This is a genomic window from Nocardioides sp. R-C-SC26 (genome assembly GCF_021246465.1).
Taxonomy (GTDB): domain Bacteria; phylum Actinomycetota; class Actinomycetes; order Propionibacteriales; family Nocardioidaceae; genus Nocardioides.
Genome location: NZ_JAHRHK010000014.1, coordinates 104,778 through 121,343, shown reverse-complemented (window position 1 = coordinate 121,343; position 16,566 = coordinate 104,778). Strand labels below are relative to the sequence as shown.

The following is a 16,566-nucleotide window of genomic DNA, read 5'->3' as shown; positions in this document are numbered from 1 at the left end:
GCCGGGGCAGCCCGGGTCAGGCGATCGAGCGGCGGTCGCAGAGGTAGACGTCGACGTTGATGTCCTGGTCTGCCGGCACCAGACGTGCAGCGCTGCTGAAGGCGACGAAACGCCCGTCCATCGAGATCGCCGGACCGGAGCTGGCACCGACACGCGTCGCACCGTCAACGCCGATTGAAAGGAGGGAGGTCGAGTTCAGGCGAAGATCGCGGAGATAGACGTCGTTCACTCCATTGGTATCGCCAGGGACCAATTGGGAACTCGCCGAGACGAAGGCGATCGCGGACCCGTCCCCAGACACCGCGGGTTCACCACTTCCGCCGTCGGCGTCGAAGCCGTCCATCGGCGTCGACACAACGTGCAGAGAGTTGGTGGCCGCGCGCCAGATCACGATCTCCTGACCAGTCCTCTGCTCGGTGAGACTCCCTGCCGTCGTCGCGAAGGCGACAATGCCGCCGTCGCCGGAGATGGATGGCGAGTGGCTCGCGCCTGTGCCGGTGCCGCGGTCTGGCGTGAAACTGACGACACGTGCGTCCTGCTGCCCCCGAAGGCCCACCCGCACGACGTCGCTGGCCCCGTTGACATCGGCCGGATTCACTGGCCCGTTGGCCGTGAACGCCATCCACGCCTCATCGTCGGACAGCGAGGGCTGCAGGTTCGCACCGTTGCCCGCGATCAGGAGGTCTGAGACCAAGTCGGTCGTGCCCGTTCTCGTGTCCCGGACGTATACGTCGGGTGCAGAATCGTTGTCGTCGGGGTCGAGCCGGGCGCCCGAGACGAAGCCGACAGTGTCTCCGCTCCTGCCCAATGTAGGACTCGTGCTCTGCGCAGGCAGTTGCTGACCGCTGGAAGTAAGTGAGACACGACGGTGACTGACGTCGCCGCTCGAGACGGTGGCGGTGACGATGTCGGCGACCACGCCGTTGGCGTCGTCGCGGACGAGATTCGTGGAGGTAGTTGAGAACGCGATGACGCTCCCGTCACCCGAGATCGAGGGCTGTGTGCTTGCCCCGTCCCCCGGGCTTCCCGTCGACGGCGCGGACACGGCCAACAGCTCCCCCGTCACCCGATCCCACCGGAAGACGTCGGTTCTCCCGTTGGGATCGAGCCCATCGCTGGAGAATGCGAGGAACCTGCCATTGTCTGAGAGGTCGACATCGGACCCGAACGCAGCGCGAACACTGCGCGGCAGTCGCGGGAAGTATGCGCGCGGAGCACTGACGTACGCAGCAACCTTCTTGCCTCGTCTCTTCGTCGAGGGCGCGAAGACGCGAATCGTCATGCCCATGGCGGGACGGACGAATACCACTGCTCCGGACGCGGTGCTCCTCCCTGTCGCGATCACCCGCCACGAGGTGCCTACTCGGCGTTGGAGCTGGACGGCCCTGACGAACCGGGTCGGCAGAGCGAGGGTGATCCTCACGCTCTCACCGGCGATGGCGTCAGCCGGTGACACCGAAGGCGCCGGCGTCTGCCCGCGAGCGGCTGAGGAAGGCGCCAACGCGTTAAGGGACATCGCCACAACGACGATTGTCGCAACCGTGATGCGTCCGAGGTGCACTATCGGCTCCTGGGTGACTCGTCAGGCCCCGACCCCATGTGGGGCCCCGTCAGCGGAGGCTAGCGGACCAGCGGTGCACCACGCGACGGACCCGGCCCGAGGCGCGCGTGGCTGACCCTGCGGCGATCCCGTGGAGGCGCGGGATACCGTCGTGAGCATGCGCACCACACGTTCCGGCCTCGTCCTCCTCGCCTCCGCGGCGCTCCTCGTGAGCGGCTGTAGCGGCGGGGACGACGAGCCCGACTCATCCCCCACACCATCGGGCTCCGCATCTCCCACGGAGACCAACACCGCCAAGCCGACCGAGGGTCTCGACAAGGTCTGTGAGGAGTTCACCGTCAAGGCGATCGGCCGCCTGCTCGACACCCGTGTCGAGCAGGGCCAGGTCACGCGTGGCGGCTGCGGCTTCTTCGATCGCAAGAACCCCGCGGCGATCTCGATCTCGTTCGACCAGGGCGAGTTCGACGACGGTGCGGACGCCTTCGACACGACGCAGTCACAGGTCGAGGACGCCTTCTCCGGCAAGACCACCACGCTGGACGGCGTCGGCGATGCCGCGTTCTACGTGGTCGGCGCCGGCGCCAACGGCGCCAAGAACCAGGGCGCCGGTGGGGTGCGGATCGACGACGTGGTCGTCCAGGTCACGGTGCTTCAAGCACGCAAGCTCAAGGCGCCTCGCGTCGGCCAGATCATGGAGCAGGCGCTGACCTTGGCTGCCGGCGCGATGGTCGACTGACGCCAAACCCTTCCTACGTCGAGAGCCCCGGCCATAGCGGCCGGGGCTNCGGCCCCGGGGGTCCGGGGGGTTCTGCGATGTTCTGGTGGAACTGACGTTCAGTCCTGCCGTCTCACCCCGGGTGGGAGGTGACCTCCCACCCGGGGCGGAATCAGACGATCAGCAGATCAGGACTGCGCCTCGGCCAGGTCGGCCTCGGCCTTGGCAACGTTCGCCTTGGCGTTGTTGACCTTGACGTTCGCGGCCTTGACGGCAGCGGCAGCGGCAGCGTTCTGGCGACGCTCGGTGTTGACCGCACGCTTGGCGCGGTTCACCTTCTGCTTCGCCTTGGCGATGCCCTTCTTGGCCTTCTTCGCCTTCTTCAGCGCCTTCTGAGCCTGCTTCAGGGTGCGGACGGCCTTGTTCAGCTGCTGCTGAGCCGCACGCTTCTGAGCCTGCGTGGTGTTGAGGTCGGCGTTCGCAGCGGCGAGGGTGGCCTTGGCAGCGTCAACCGCAGCCTGGGCCTCCTCGACGGTGAGAGCCGGCTTCACGTCACCGATGGTGGCCTGCGCCGAGGTGACCGAGGCGGTGAGGCCCGGGCCATCGTTGGAGCTGACGGTCGCCACGGTGTTGTTGGCGGCCGCGCCCATCTGAGCACCGAAGCCGGTGACCTTCAGGGTGACAGGAGCGTCAGCGTTGTTCGCCAGGCGAACGTTGATCTTGATCTCACCGTTCGCGTCGGTGAGCTGCTCCATGTCCTGGACCGAGCCGGGGCCGGTGACCTGGACGTTCACGTTGTTGCCGGTGACCGGGTTGCCGAAGCCGACAGCCGGGTTGCCGAACGCGTCGGTGAACTTCGCCGTGAAGACCGCCAGCGAGCCAGCCTTGGCCGAAGCCGGGCCGGTGACCGCGACGTTGCGAGCGAACTGCGCGCCGGTGTTCGGGATCGGGGCGACCGTGACCGCAGCGGTCTTGGTCTTGCCGCCGGTGGTGACGGTGATGTTCACCAGACCACCCTTGGTACCGATCAGCTGGAACGTGTCGCCGTTGCCGATGATGGTCGACTGCGACGCCGCACCGTTGGCCAGAGCACGCGTGCCCACGGTCGGGTTCTTGAGGATCAGCGCGCCGTTGTCGGCGGAGATCGTCGCAGCGGCACCGGCGGTACCACCCGCGAGCACCAGAGCGATGCGCTCACCGGTCAGGTTGGCGACACCGTCGTACAGCGGCGGAACCGTGATCGAGGCGGGGTTGTAGCCCACGCCGTCGACCGCGACACCGTTGACGTTGAACGTGATGTCGTCACCGAGGCCGTCGACCGTGTAGATGATCGTGCCGGTGTTAACCGTCGAGTTCGCGGTGTTGTCGAACTGGTCGGTCCAGGTGGTGACCTGCAGGCCGGTGGACGGCGTACGCACCGTCGCGGTGGCCTGGGTGTCGGTCAGCGTGAAGGTGGTCTTGCCAGCGGCGTCGACCGTCTGACGGATCACGGCCGGGCCGGAGTTGAGACCGGTCAGGCGCTGAAGACCAACCTGGCTACCGGCCGGGGCCGGGTTGCGGAACTGGTCGAGGGCGGTAGCCGTGACCTGAACCGCGCCGCCGACCTTGGAGATGTAGGTCGTCGCGTCGAGCGTGGCGCTGTTCACCTGAGCGCGGTCGAAGTTGACCGTCTTGGCACCAGCGGCACCCGGGCCGGTCAGCGAGCGACCGGTGAGGGTGATGACGCTGTCCTCGTTGATCGTGGCCGCGTCGGGCGTGATGACGATCGAGCCCTTGCCCGCGGCGTCGAGAACGGTCTCGTACGTCTTGGAGGCAGCGCCACCGAAGCGGGGGCCGTTCACAGGGTCGCCGGTGGCGATGATGTGCACGGTCTCGTTCGGGTCGTTGGTCTCGAAGTTCAGCGTGATCGAGGTCTGGTCCACCCGAACCGAGACGGGGTTGAACACGCCGCCCGGGTTGCCGAGACCGAACCAGGAGTCGGCACCGGTGACGACGTCGATCTCGTTGTTGGTGAGGATCGCGTCCTCGACCACCGTGAGGGTCGCCGTGTCGTTGATGCCGGCAGGCAGGGTGCCAGCGCTCGCCGCAGTGATCACGTAGGTGCCCGACGTGGTGTCGCGAGCGGTGAACGTGGTCACGCCCGTGAGGGTCTCGGCGGGGTCGATGACCGCGTTGCCATCAGGCGTGGAGATGTTGTCCAGAGCCGGGGCCGAACCCAGGTTGAACTGCTCACCAGCGGTCAGCTGGGTGATGCGGCCCGCGGAGTCACGGATGGTGGCCGTGAACGGGTTGCTGTCGACACCCTCGGGGGCGTTCTGCAGCTGCGGGGTGATGTCGATGCCCGTGGGGATACCGGTGGTACCGGCGGTCACCTGGAAGCGGGGCTCGTTGACGTCGAAGTCGTTGCCACCGTCAGCGTCGTACCAGACGCTGTACTTGATCGAGTCGCCGACGTTGGTGACGTCACCGGTCACGCGCAGGTGAATCTCGGCCAGGCCATCGCCGGGGACGGTGTCGAGCGGAGAACCGCTCGGGACGACCGTGCGGGGGTTGACGGCCGCGTAAGCGACAGCCTGCACACCCGGGATGTTCTCGTCGTTCGAGCTGTAGTCGAACGCGCCGAGGCGGATGTTCGCCGGGGTGGCGATAGCGCCCGCGTAGTCGGTCTTGACGACCACGAGGCCACCGACGGTGCCGGCGTCGCGCACCGGACCGATGGTGCCGACAGTGAATACCGAGTCAGCTGCGTTCGCCGCGGGTGCCACAAAAGCGAGGGCACCGACGGAGAGCACTGCACCGGTGCTGAGAGCGAGAGCGCGCTTGACGCTCTGCTTTGCACTACTCATGTGCGTTTTTTCCCTTCCTGGAGGACGAGAATCCGGGTTGTCCCGAATTCCCTGGAGCTGTCCACCCGGTGTGGACCGCCCTCATGGAACCAAGCGGCTCTGGTTCCCCGAGATCAAGGCAGCGACTCCTAGACCTCAAGTCAGGCGGCAGCGTAGCAGTGCACAGGGACCATCACGCCACTTGAGGCTCATCTCGGTTCGGTCACGGCCGATAACGACGCTGAGGTATGCCCGAAGGTCGTAGGCCGCGACGTCGGGTTCCGGCTGCGGTCGCCGGTTGCGACGCGGATCACGTACCGATACCCGGCGAAGCGTGCGGAATCCGTGGTGGCAGCCGGCGGGGTTGCCCTTTCGGGCAGGTCTCGGGCGGGAGCTGGTGTGGTTTCGTGACGCCCCGCTCGTTCCTCGCGGGACTCCTCAACCACCGGGGGTGCGCGGCTCGCGGGGTTTCGTGACGCCCCGCTCGTTCCTCGCGGAACTCCTCAACCACCGCGGGATGGCGGCTAGCGGTCGAGGGAGCCCGGCGGGCGGCAGATCACGGTGTCGGACGGCGTGTAGACGGTCTTGAAGACCTCGCGGCGAGCGATCTCGGACTCCCCCACGCGGCGGAAGACGCGCGTGACGTCGATCGAGAAGCCGCCGTAGCCGCTGTTGGCGTAGCAGTCGGGGGTGTCGAGCGTGCGGGTGGCCGGGGAGGTGAAGGCGTACCGGTTGCCGGTGATGCTCTCGATGTCCCAGACCTTGGTGGAGTACATCCGCACGGTCAGGGCGCCCTGGGAGGACGGCGTGCTGCGGCGCAGCTCGGTGTCGATCAGGACGCCGTAGTCGGTGTCGTTGCGGAACCGCAGGTCGACCGAGCCCCAGGCCACGGTCGCCTCGCGACCGACCGGGTAGCGGTCGATGTAGAAGGAGTGCGGTTTGTGCTCGACGTCCTCCAGGCCGGCGAAGAACATCGCGTTGAACACCGTGGTGGCGACCTGGGAGACGCCGCCGCCGAGGTCCTCCTTGAAGATGCCGTTGCTGATGATGAAGCCCTCGGTGAAGCCGTTCTCGCGGGTGCGTTCGCCGACGATGTCGTTGAGGGAGAAGGTCTCCCCCGGCTTGAGCAGGGTGCCGTCGATGATCTCCGCGGCACGACCGATGTTGGTGTTGCGGTACTCGGCGTAGGGGAAGTTCGTGGTGAACTCCGAGACCTCCTCCACGATCTTGAGGTTGCGGGCGTCGCGGGTGGTGAACTCGGGCTGGGTCACCTCGCCCTCGACCGTCGCCTCGCGCTCGCCCTCGGGCTTGACCACGACCTCGAGGAACGCCGCCGCAACGTCGTCGGGCTCGAAGGAGATGCCCGGCTTGGCCTTGACCACCCGGGGCGTGCCGCCCACGACCTCGACCGTCGCGTCCACCGGAGCGCCGTCGCCGGACGTCGCGGACTCGACGAGGCGGGTCAGCCGCTTGATCCGCACGTGCGGAACCAGCGCGCCGTCCTCGGCCTTCATCGCCAGAGCCTCGGAGAACTGGTCGGGCTGCAGGCGCACGTAGGCCGACCCGAACCGCAGCCGCACCGACGAGGACATCGCCGGGTTCGCGAACGACCTCAGCGCCTCCTGCACCTCGGCCTCGGTGACGTCGGGCTCCAACTCCACGACGTCGAGTTCGACCGGCTCGGCGTCCTCGGCGAGGAAGGCGCGGACGAGCGCATCCTGAGCGGCGTCTCGATCGAACCCACGACCGGTGACCGGTGAGGTCGTCTCGACGCTCCCGTCGACGAACCGGATTCCACCGTCCTTCGCCGGCGTACCGAGCGAGCCCTCCAGTGCCGAGAGGGCCGCCTCCATCTCCTCCTCGTCGATCTCGACGACGGCGTCCATGTCGTCGCCACCGGTGTAGTACTCCCAGAGCCGTGCCGGACTCCAGGACCGGCCGCCACCGGCCGCCTCGACCGACGCCGCATAGTCGATCGCGAGACCGGCGAGCGCAGGGTCGAAGCTCTCCGTGCTGCCGTCGACGGTCACCTCGAGCGGACGCTCGATCCGCTCTGCGAGCCCGTCGCGCAGGGTGTTCTCCGCACCTGCGGGAGTGAGTCCGCCGACGTCGACGCCGGCGATGGACGCGCCGCGCGGAAGCTTGTCACCCGCACCCGCGTAGGCCGCCGCCCATCCGCCGCCCACGAGCACGGCGAGCACCAGCACCACCACGAGCACGACGACACCGCCGGCGCGCTCCTTCTTCGGCTTGCTCACCGACGCATTCTAGGTGTGGCCTATCACGCCTGGGCATCGTGTGCGGCTCGCCGGGTTTCGAGACGCTCGCTGCGCTCGCTCCTCAACCACCGGAAGGCCCGCTCGCTGCGCTCGCTTCTCAACCCCCGGGCGCTGGTGGTCGAGGAGGTCGCTCTGCGACCGTCACGAGACCCGGCGAGACGAACGGCAGCCTCTCGACTCACCGGGTTTCGAGACGCTCGCTGCGCTCGCTCCTCAACCACCGGGGGGCCCGCTGGCTCCTCAGCCGCCTGAGGGTCGGTGGCGGCGGACGGTGAGCGAGGCGTAGAGGACGATCGCGAACCCGACGACGAGCAGCAGGTAGCCGGAGGTGTCGGCCCCGACGAGGTAGTCGCCCTCGGGACGCGGGCGACTCGCGATGAACACCGTGCCCATCCACGCCAGCGCGAAGGTCAGGCGGGTGTGCCAGCCGGCAGGCAGTGCCACGACGCTCGCCGTCGTCGTCACGACACCGAGCACCAGGCCGAGAACGATGCCGTGCAGCACCACCGACGCGGCACCGACGACCAGCCCGGCCACCGCACAGACCAGCGCGATGCCCAGCCGAGCGAGCAGACCCCTCACACCCCGGAGAAGAGATCGGTCTCGAGCCCGTCGGGACCGACCGGACCCTGCCGGCCCTTGGCGAGCCGGTAGAACTCCGCGCCCCACACCTGGGAGCCGATGTTGTTCGACAGCGCGAAGAACGGCCCGTCTGTCGTGATCTGCGTGGCGTGAGCCCGCATTGCGGCGAACTTGTGGTCGACGTAGTCGTTGGCATCGATGACGGCGGCGAGATCGGCGTCCGACGTCACGAACGCCGGGAGCGGCCCGTCGGGATCCATGCCCTCGAACGTCGTCGTGTCGCCGGAGGCGCGCAACGAGCGCAGGCCCTCGCGCATCCGCGACTCCGACATCGCGCCCCAGTAGATCTTCGCGATGTCCCACGCCTCCCCGAGGTCGCGTCGATACGACTCGACGGCCGCCAGGGACGCGGCGTACATCGCGACACGGTGGGCCTGGATGTGGTCGGGGTGGCCGTAGCCGCCGAACGGGTCATAGGCCACCAGCACCTGCGGACGGACCTCGCGGATGATCTCGACCAGGAGGTCGGCAGCCTCGGTCAGGTCGGCGCGCCAGAACGCGTTGTCGTGCACGACGTCCGCGGCGATCGCGTGCCCGTCGGGATGCCACTGCATGCCCGAGTCGCGGTACCGGCCGAAGCCTCCGAGGAAGCGGTGGTCGGTGACACCGAGCTCACGCATGGCGTCGGCGAGCTCACCGCGACGGTGCTCACCGAGCTTGTCGTCACGGTCGGCCGCCAGATGCTCCAGCTCCGGCACCAGGATCTCGCCCAGCTCCCCGGCGGTGCAGGTCACCAAGGTGACGCCGCGGCCCTCGGCCGCGTACTTGGCCATCGTGGCGCCCTGGCCGATCGACTCGTCGTCGGGATGGGCGTGCACCAGCAGCAGACGCTGCGCAGGAGCCTGGGTCATGAGATCAGCGTAGAGACCGCACCCCATCGCGCCGGCGATGGCCAGGACTCGGTCAGCGGGCGGCGGGGTCTCGACAAGCTCGACCACCGGGCGGCGGGGTCTCGACAAGCTCGACCACCGAGTGAGACGCCGTGGGTCAGAGGCGCTTGAGCCGGCGCGGCGAGCTCGGGAGATCGACCGGGGCGGCGGCGGGCGGGGCTGGCTCCTCGACGTCGAACCACCCCTCGTACTCGTCGACGAGGAGCTCCAGCGCGATGTCGGGAGCATCGGTCGTCAGCGCCCAGGGGTGGTCCTCGTCGTCGTCCTCGCCCTGGAGCCGCTCGCGTGCGATCGACACCTCGTACCCCTCGGCCTGAAGCCGTGCGGCCGCCGCGCGGACGTCGTCCTCGTCGAAGAAGATGCCGCGCGCGCTCACGACTCCAGTATCCCGCGGCGCCACCGCGCCCGTGCGACAGGATGGTCCGGGTGAGCGGGCTGCACCTGGAACCGACGGCGGAGAACGCCGTCGCCATCTCCGCGTTGCGCGCCCGGGCACGGCCGGCGTCCCCCCACGCCGTCGTCGAGGACCGCCCGCGTCGCCTCCGCCGCTCCTGGGCGCCCGGCCGCCTGGTCGATCGCGCCTGGGCCTTCGATCTCCACGACCAGCGCGACCGCCGATGGTGGCCCCAGGGCATCACCACCTCCGACGACGGCCGGCACATCGCCGTCGCCTGGTACGCCAAGGCGCTCGCCGGCGACCCCGAAGGCGGACACGGCTCGCGGATCAGCCTGATCGACGTCGTCCGTCGCCGCTACCGACACGTCCTCCTGGTCACGCCGCGGATCGACGACGACGGAATCCCGAGCTTCACGCCACTCCGCACGCACGCCGGCGGCCTGGCCTGGCAGCACGGGCACCTGCACGTGGCCGCGACCCGGCGGGGTCTCCACACGGCCCGGATCAACGACATCCTGCGTCTCCCCGACGACGGGCCCCTCACCGAGCTCGCCGGCGGCTACCGCTACGTGCTGCCGATCATCCGCAGCTACCGCGCCGGTGCCGCAGCAGACGCCGTCGGGATGCGCTACTCCTTCCTCTCCGCCGACCGGGAGCGGGACGAGCTGCTCGCCGGCGAGTACGCGACGTCGTCCAGCGACGCCCCACGAAGGCTCGTCCGGCTGGCGCTGGACCCAGCAAGCGGCCTGCCGGCCGTCGGCGAGGACGGCCGCAGCATCGCCCTCGCGCTCGGCGAGGGTGTGGGGCACATGCAGGGCGCCGTCTGCGTGGGGAGCCGACTCGTCGTCTCGACCTCGCGCGGTACGCGGCGGCGTGGCTCGCTGTGGACCGGTGCGATGCCGGCGAATGACGTCGGGTCGCTGGCGTTGACGGAACTGCGCGCGGCGCTGCCGATGGGCCCCGAGGACCTCGCCCACGACGACGTCTCCGGTGCGCTGTGGTCGGTCAGCGAGCATCCGTGGCGACGCTGGCTCGTCCGGCTGCGCGATCCTCTCGGTGGTTGAGGGCGGTCGTTCGACTTCCGGGGGTCTCGAGACGCTCGCTGCGCTCGCTCCTCGACCACCGGGAGACGCAGCCCCCCTCGCTCCTCGACCACCGGCTCGGAAATGGACGGGGCCACGACGTCGATGACGTCGTGGCCCCGCTCAGGCTGCGGTCAGATCACTTGATCTTGATGACCTTGGAGATCGCTTCCTTGGTCGTGCTCGTCGCCGAGACGATCGCCGCGTAGTTCGTCTTGCGCTTGCCGTTCGTGTCGAGCACCGACGTCACGACCGCCAGACCGTCCGTACCGATGCGACGCGTGGTGAACGGCGTCACCTGGTTGCCCTTGAGGCGGTAGAAGGTGACGAGCGTGCCGACCGGGGCATCCGGCGCGTAGACAGCGACCATGTCGTTGCCGTTGCGCAGGTTCTTGCCACCGATGTGGGCGATGACGTCCTTCAACCCACCGGCGAAGGTCACGGTCGCGGTCTTCGCGGCCTGCGGCACCTCGGTACCGGTCGCAGAGCCGACCCGGCCGGTCGCCTCGATCGTCACCGCACCGTTTCCGGCCTTGGTGAAGGTGCCGGTCAGGGTTCCGCTCTGGCCGAGCAGACCCTGGGCGACGACCGCTCCGGTGTCGGTGCGCTTGAGCGTGACGTAGAGCCCGGCGATGGCCTCGCCGAACTGGTCCTTCGCGACGTAGGTGGCGGTGATGTTCTCGCTCGGCGTCGCCGAGGTCTTGCTCAACGCCAGCGTCGCCGTCGAGGCCGCCGTGTCCGGGACGTACCAGTTCACGGTGTAGCTGCCCCGGAGGGTCTCCGTGCCGGTGGCCACGTTCGTGCCCGTGCCGGTGAAGTGGTTCGTCTCGGTCGTCCAGGCACCGGTGACGATCTGGTTGGTGCCCGTGGTGGACGTGGCGACGACGTCGGCGTCGGCCACGAAGTCCGAGGTCACCGACGCAGCGCTCAGCGTGCCGGTCGTGGAGTCGCTGGTCAGTGCGACCGTCTCGCCACCGACCTTGTTGCCGAACTGGTCGCGCACGATGACGTCGAGGGCGACCTTGTCGCCGATCGGCGAGCGCGGCAGCACCGTCGACTCCTGGACCGCGGCGGGGGCCGGCTCGATGGTGACGCCACCGCCGTTCAGCGGATTGGTGGAGACCCAGTCGACGACCTCGGTGTCGCGTGCGCTGTCAGCGGCCGCCGTGATGGTCGCGTCGACGCGGCCATCGTCGTCGAAGCCGGTGTCGCGAGCGATCGCGACGTTGAACGAGGCCACACCCTGCGCGTTCGTCGTCACCACGACCGAGGAACCGAGCGAGGTGAACTGGCCGGAGTCGGTGCCGGCCGTCGTCGCGCCGACGCGCGTCATGTCGGTGAAGAAGCCCCGGTCGACGGTCAGCGTGATGCGCTTGTTGGGCAGCACCGCGCCGCCGGCGCGGGTCACCTTCACCGTCGACGCCACCGGACGGCCAGGCGTCTTGCCCTGGGCGTTGGTGAGGGTCTCGGGCGTGATGTCGATGGTCGCGGCCGGGATCGGAACCTTGAAGTTCACGACGTGACCGGTGCGCGTGGCGTCCTGGTTGGGCGCCGGCGCGGTGACGGCGAGCGTGCCGCCGTTCTCGTCGGCCAGCGGCGTCTTCTGCGGGTCGGAGACACGCACGGTGAACGCGCCGTTCGTCGTGCTGCGCACCGTGGTGGCGAGCACCCGGTTGCCCGCGGCGTCGAGCAGGCCGGCGTCGGCCGTGCCCCCCGTCTCGGTGCCGCGCGCGAACGTGGCGTTGAGGGCGCGGTCGACCAAGCCGGTGCCGTCGCTCAGCGCGATCCGGCCCGTGATGTCGGAGATCGCCCCGGCGTCGACCGTCTGGGGGCTCGCCGCGGTGAAGGTCACCGTCGCCTCACCGGCCTTGTAGCTGCCGAGCAGGCGCGGGTTGCCGCTCTGCGACGCGGCCTTGGCGTAGAGGCTGTAGGTGCCGGCCGCGCGGCCCGTCGGGAACGGGATGTCGGCGCGACCGGTGGTGGTGGAGACGTCGGCGGAGTTCGTGCCCGAGCCGGGGATGCGCGCGTTGTTGCTGCCGAAGATGCCTCCCGACGAGAACGCCTGCAGGTCCCAGTAGTACTGCACCTGCTGGCCGCTGACACCGGTCAGGGGGTTGCCCTCCTGGTCGATCAGTCCGACGGTGATGTCGCCCGGGGCGTACTCGTCGACGTCGAAGGCCGGACCGTCGGCGGAGCGCACGTCGAGGCCGCTGACGACCGGAGTGAACCGACGGATCGACACGGTGGTCGAGCGGACGTCGGCCGGCGTCTCGAAACGCTCGTCGTCGATCGGGACGGGCGTGTCGGCCCCGGCGTTGGCGAAGTAGTAGTAGTTCACGTCGTCGAAGCCGGTGGGGACCGTGAACTGCTGGAACACCGCCTGCCCGTTCGCGTCGGTGTAGAGGGGCGCGTTCGCCTCGACGGAGTTCTCCGACGTGCTGTCGAGGACCCCGTTGCGACGCTGACGCTGCGCACCCTCGCCATCGACGCGGGAGGTGTTGTCCGCGCGCAGCTGACGCACCTGGGCACCGACGATCGGCTGCCCGGCGCTGTCGCGCACCGTGACCGTGACCGCGGTCGTGGACGACGTCGCGCGGGTGGGCGCGTCGACGGTCACCGTGCCGCCCAGGAGCTGCTGGGGGTAGAGCGTGTAGGACTCGCTGTCGGTGGGCTGGGCCACGGCGCCGGCGAAGGAGGCGGCGGTGACCAGCTGGTCGGTCGCGGGCGTGGCGGTGTCGAAGGCGTATCCCGTCAGGTCCAGCCTGGAGGAGAACGTGCCGGTGGCGCTGCCCGACCCGAGCTTCGTCGTCGTCGTCCCGGCCTGGGCGGCACCGCCCTCGCCGAACCACACCACGCCGACCGAGCCGGACGCTCCGGCCGAGGTCGTGCCGCTCACCGAGGTCAGCGGCTTGTTGTTCGGAGAGCCGAACGGCTGCCGGTAGTAGCCCTTCTGCGAACCGTCGGCGATGTTGACCGTGTTGCGCGTGCCGTTGGCGAAGTCGAGGTAGACGTTGCGCTGCACCGTCCCCGAGGGGAGGTCCACGCCGTTGGCCCCGATGCCGACCGCGATCATCCGCACGTTGTCGCCGGCCGCGAACGGCGGCGTCCACTCGTAGGCGAAGGTGCCGTCGTCGTTGCGCGAGCTCACCGTCACGATCGTGGTCGGCTGCGCGTCGCCCTGACGCTGGAAGGCGAACCGCACCGCCGCGACGTCGCTGCCGCCGATCGCCTGAAGGCGGATCGTGGAGTCGGTGCCGTCGAACTTCGTCGACATCGCACCGTCGCCGGCCGTGCCGGCGTTGTAGATGGTGACGAAGTTGATCGCACCGGCGGACGCGGTCGAGTTCGCGGGAGCACCGGTGGCCTGCCCGGCGGCAAGGCCGCTCAGCAGGAGGGCGCCGACGGCGGCGGCGGCCAGCGGGCGCCGCGAGATGGATCGAGACATGAGGGTTCCTCGGGAGGGGAGCGGCCGGGCCGAGAGCACAGCCTGAGTCGCGGGCAGCCTACCCGTTCGGGGGTGGCGGGTCCGGCGATTGACCTCCACAGACGACCGCACCCCGGAGATCTTGCGATCTCCGGGGTGCGGTGCGGTGACGAGGCGGCCGGCGCCCGTGCGCGCGTGGATCTAGACGAACTCGCGCACCGACCTCATCGGCGTCACTTCACGCCGCGAACCGGGGTGGTCGCGCGCTTGGTGACCTTGGTCTGACCGATCACCGCGACGTAGCGGGTGACCTTGTTGCCGTTGCGGTCCTTGATCACGAACTGCTTGCCACCGCGAAGGTTCAGGTTGCCCTGCGCAACGCGGACACGCTTGCCGTTGACGATCTTGAACACGGTGACCTTGGCGCCCTTGGCCTTGGCCGGAGCCTTGACGACGATCTTGTCGCCCTTCTTGACGTTCTTCGTCGTCAGCTTCGGCTTGATCGCCGTACGGACCGGCGCTGCCGTGCCGAAGTCGATCGTGGTCGACCGCTGGGCCTGGGGAACGAGGTCGCCCGAGGCCGAGCCCTTGCGACCGACGGCCGCGACCGTGGCCTTGCCCGAGTTCGCGCCCTGGAACACGTACTGGATCAGACCGTCCTGGCCGGTGACGCCGTCGAAGTTGCCCTCGCCGTCCTGCTGAGCGTCGGGGCCCGTGCGGAAGAACTGCACGTACAGGTCGGAGATCGGCTCACCGTTCTGGTCGGCCGCGCCGTAGGTCACCGTGACCGGCTGGCCGGCCATCGGGTTCTTCGGGGTGGAGACCAGACCGAAGGTCGAGGCGGCGAAGTCGACGGTGTACCAGTTGACGGTCGCGGACGCGCTGAGCGCCTCCGTGCCCGGCGTGATCACCGCGGCCGGCGTGATGACGGTGTACTTGTTGGTCGGCGCGGTCCACGCTGCGGTGACGACCTGGTCCTGAGCGACCGAGGAGGTCGCCGAGAAGTCGCCGTCGAGAGCGAAGTCCGAGACCACCGAGGCGGCGCTCAGGTCGGCGTTGCCGACGTTGTCGGTCAGGTTGACCGTCTGGCCGCCGACCTTGTTGCCGTACTGGTCGGTGACGGTGACGTCCATGAAGACCTTGTCGGAGGTCGGCGCCTTGGGCAGGAGACCCTCCTTCTTGACCTCCTGGATCGCTGCCGGCGACAGCTCCAGCTTGACCTCGCCACCGTTCAGCGGCGCGACGGTGTTGCTGCCCGAGCTCCACTGGACGGCCTTGGTCGCGGTGGCCGAGGTGGCCGTCGCGGTGACGGTCGCGGTGACCGCCCCGTCGTCGTCGAAGCCGGAGTCGCGCTCGATCGCCAGCGTGAAGTTCGCGACGCCCGAGGCGTCGGTCTTCACCTGGATCTCGGTGCCGTTGGACTTCCACTCACCGGCGTCGGCGCCGACAGCGGCGGCCGGGTCCGGCACCAGGGCGGCCTTGGTGGCCGCGTAGGTGGTGAAGAAGCCCTTGTCGACCTTCAGCGTCACGGTCTGGTTCGCCAGGGCCGTGCCGTCGGCGGTCTTGAGGGTGACCGAGGAGTTCACCGGCCGGCCGGGCGTGGCGTTGCCGTCGAGCGGCGTGGCGTCGGCGATGACCAGGTTGCCCGGCGTGATCGACTTGACGAAGTCGACCTTGTGGTTGGTCGTGCTGGCGCCGGCGTTGCCGATGTTCGGCGTCGCGGCGGTCGCGGCGTCGAGGCTGCCCCCGAGCTCCACGGGCTGCGGCGTCTCGGCCGGGTCCTTGACCTGGGCGGCGAAGGCGCCGTTGGCGGTCGTGGTGACCTGGCGACCGAGCGCGAGGCTGCCGTTGGCCTGCACGAGCCCGGCGTCACCGGCACCGGCCGGGTCCGTCTCGGTGCCGCGCGTGTAGGTCAGGTCGACGAGGCGACCGGTCAGGCCGGTGCCGTCCTCGAGGGCGAGCTTGCCCTTGATCTCGGCCGTGCCACCGGCGAGCGCCTGCTGCGGGCTGCCGTCGTCGTAGCTGATCGTGGCCTGGCCGACCTTCAACGTGGCGACCTTGGCGGTGGCGATGGCTCCGCTGCCCAGCACCGGCTGCAGGCCGGCGAAGAGCTCGTAGGTGCCCGACTCGGCGGTGCCACCGGTCGGCAGCGGGATGATGGCCTTGCCGTTGGCGGTCACCGCGGGGACCGGGTTGTTGCCCGTGGTGGGGAAACGCACCGAGGCCGGCGAGCCGTCGAACGGCGTGAGCACCCAGTAGTAGTCGACCGTGCGACCGGTGGTCGTGATGTCGTTGTTCTGCTGGTCCTTGATCTGGACCGCGACATCGGTGGCGGCGCTGTACTCGTCGCGGTCGAAGGCGGTGCCGTCGGCGAGGACGGGGGCAAGCGAGGTCGCGGCCGGGGTGTAGTCGGTGACGACGACGTCGGTCGAACGCTTGTCGTTGTTGGCGTTGAACGCCGGGTCGGCGTCGCCGTTGGCGTAGTAGTAGGCCGTGCCGGCGCCCTGGGTGAGCGTGGCCTTGCCGTCGGCGTCGGTGTACACCGAGGATCCGCCCGCGGAGGACCGCACCTGGGCGCCCGCGATCGGCTGGTTGTCGGCGTCCTTGACCGTGACCACGACGTTGGTCGTGTTGCCGGTGGTGACCTGGGTGCTGGCAGGGGCGGCCTCGACCGTGGTGATCTGCTGCGCCTTGAGGGTGTAGGCCTCGACGTCGTCGGTGCCGCGCTCGGCGGCGGCGGCGAGCTGGGTC

Annotated in this window: 10 protein-coding genes; 2 read left to right on the top strand and 8 right to left on the bottom strand. The window is 69.4% G+C overall.

Annotated elements, in window-relative coordinates; all coding sequences use genetic code 11:
* Positions 1-16: 16 nt before the first annotated feature.
* On the bottom strand, positions 17-1,288 hold the full coding sequence (locus KSO97_RS13600) for a hypothetical protein (protein ID WP_232679762.1): 1,272 nt from the start codon (positions 1,286-1,288) through the stop codon (positions 17-19).
* Between the two features lie 430 nt (positions 1,289-1,718).
* Between KSO97_RS13600 and KSO97_RS13595 the strand changes: the two genes are divergently transcribed.
* Positions 1,719-2,297, top strand: a complete 579-nt coding sequence (locus KSO97_RS13595; protein WP_232679760.1) for a hypothetical protein — start codon at positions 1,719-1,721, stop codon at positions 2,295-2,297.
* A 167-nt stretch (positions 2,298-2,464) separates the two neighbouring features.
* On the opposite strand, the gene KSO97_RS13590 is transcribed toward KSO97_RS13595, so the two are convergent.
* The 5 genes from KSO97_RS13590 to KSO97_RS13570 all read right to left on the bottom strand — a co-directional run bounded on the left by KSO97_RS13590 (position 2,465) and on the right by KSO97_RS13570 (position 9,288).
* Complete coding sequence (locus tag KSO97_RS13590; RefSeq protein WP_232679758.1) at positions 2,465-5,122, bottom strand: hypothetical protein; 2,658 nt, start codon at positions 5,120-5,122, stop codon at positions 2,465-2,467.
* Positions 5,123-5,625: 503 nt separating this feature from the next.
* Positions 5,626-7,359, bottom strand: a complete 1,734-nt coding sequence (locus tag KSO97_RS13585) for a VanW family protein (RefSeq protein WP_232679756.1) — start codon at positions 7,357-7,359, stop codon at positions 5,626-5,628.
* 261 nt (positions 7,360-7,620) lie between these two features.
* A complete protein-coding gene (locus KSO97_RS13580) occupies positions 7,621-7,962 on the bottom strand; it encodes a hypothetical protein (protein ID WP_232679754.1) in 342 nt (113 codons plus the stop codon).
* On the bottom strand, positions 7,959-8,873 hold the full coding sequence (gene mshB, locus KSO97_RS13575; protein WP_232679752.1) for an N-acetyl-1-D-myo-inositol-2-amino-2-deoxy-alpha-D-glucopyranoside deacetylase: 915 nt from the start codon (positions 8,871-8,873) through the stop codon (positions 7,959-7,961). The genes KSO97_RS13580 and mshB overlap by 4 nt, the downstream gene beginning before the upstream one ends.
* Positions 8,874-9,009: 136 nt before the next feature.
* Positions 9,010-9,288 carry a hypothetical protein gene (locus KSO97_RS13570; RefSeq protein WP_232679750.1) on the bottom strand — a complete coding sequence of 93 codons (279 nt, stop codon included), beginning with the start codon at positions 9,286-9,288 and terminating at the stop codon, positions 9,010-9,012.
* A gap of 50 nt (positions 9,289-9,338) precedes the next feature.
* Between KSO97_RS13570 and KSO97_RS13565 the strand changes: the two genes are divergently transcribed.
* The gene (locus KSO97_RS13565) at positions 9,339-10,373 is read left to right on the top strand and encodes a hypothetical protein (protein WP_232679749.1); all 1,035 of its coding nucleotides are present in this window, start codon (positions 9,339-9,341) and stop codon (positions 10,371-10,373) included.
* Between the two features lie 157 nt (positions 10,374-10,530).
* Here KSO97_RS13565 and KSO97_RS13560 read toward each other — a convergent pair whose 3' ends face one another.
* Both KSO97_RS13560 and KSO97_RS13555 read right to left on the bottom strand, forming a co-directional pair.
* Positions 10,531-13,836, bottom strand: coding sequence for a hypothetical protein (locus KSO97_RS13560; protein WP_232679747.1), 3,306 nt, complete (start codon positions 13,834-13,836; stop codon positions 10,531-10,533).
* 212 nt (positions 13,837-14,048) lie between these two features.
* The coding region (locus KSO97_RS13555) for a hypothetical protein (RefSeq protein WP_232679745.1) at positions 14,049-16,566 on the bottom strand (2,518 nt) is incomplete at its 5' end.